The sequence below is a fragment of the Moraxella sp. genome, from assembly GCF_024227015.1.
Taxonomy (GTDB): Bacteria; Pseudomonadota; Gammaproteobacteria; order Pseudomonadales; family Moraxellaceae; genus Moraxella.
In genome coordinates this window covers 1-1,128 of the sequence record NZ_JAAELD010000106.1, presented here as the reverse complement: position 1 = coordinate 1,128, position 1,128 = coordinate 1, and the positions used below count along the sequence as shown (strand labels likewise).

General features: G+C 44.9%; 1 pseudogene. It reads right to left on the bottom strand.

The features are described 5' to 3' along the window. Window positions 1-275 precede the first annotated feature (275 nt). Window positions 276-1,128 (bottom strand): annotated as a pseudogene (locus GY683_RS02285) (IS256 family transposase); the annotation flags it as partial.

The following is a 1,128-nucleotide window of genomic DNA, read 5'->3' as shown; positions in this document are numbered from 1 at the left end:
TGAGTCATTAACATAAGTTAAATACGCAACAAAGTTGTCAAAAACCCTTGAACAGTGATTCAAGGGTTTTTTTATAAAATAACCTTTTATCTTTTAAAGGTATAAAAAAAATGCTATGATTTTGCCATTTTTATGGTGATTGTTTTGCCCGATAAACGGTCAGTCATACGGGGTTTTTTAATCCCCACCTCACCTAGATTGGATTGGTCAAGGATAATAAAATGAGTGAGCCAACGATGCAAAAACCGCGCGTGCTGATGATGGCAGCAGGCACGGATTGGCATCGACCACTTTTTGGATGCCTGCTGGGTTGCCAGATATACTACCTTGAATGCTGCCTGATCAGATGGGAACACCTTACGCTTATTCACCGCTGTCCGAATCACGCTGTTTAGCGACTCTATCGCATTGGTGGTATAGATCACTCTTCTGATGTCTTTAGGATAACCAAAGAACACCGTTAAGCCCTCCCAGTTATTGCGCCAAGACTTGATGACATGCGGGTACTGAACCGCCCCATACTTCATCAAAGTGCTCAAGGTTGGCCTCTGCCATCTCAAGCGTATCAGCACCGTAGATGGCCTTTAAATCAGCTGCTACGGCCTTTTTATCTGTCCAAGGTACAAACTTCATCGAATAGCGTACCATGTGTACGATACACAGCTGAACCTGTGCCTTTGGATAGACCGTATTGATGGCATCAGGGAAGCCCTTTAAACCATCGACACAGGCAATAAGAATATCTTGAACCCCGCGGTTTTGTAGCTCAGTGAGAACACCAAGCCAGAATTTAGCGCCCTCGTTCTCTGATAGCCACATGCCAAGCAGCTCTTTTTTACCATCAAGAGCAACGCCTAAGGCCAGATAGATAGCTTTGTTGATGATCTGCTTGTCCTGACGAACTTTGACGACAATGCAGTCTAAGTAGACGATAGGATAGACGCTGCTCAGTGGCCGGTTCTGCCAAGCGGTGATGTCATCCAAGATGTTGTCAGTGACTCTGGAAACCAAGCTGCTTGAGATGTCGACGTCGTAGATGTCCTTGATGGTTTCGACAATCTCAGTAGTGGTTTGACCTTTGGCGTAAAAGCTGATGATTTTGTCATCAAGACCTGAAATACGGGTTTG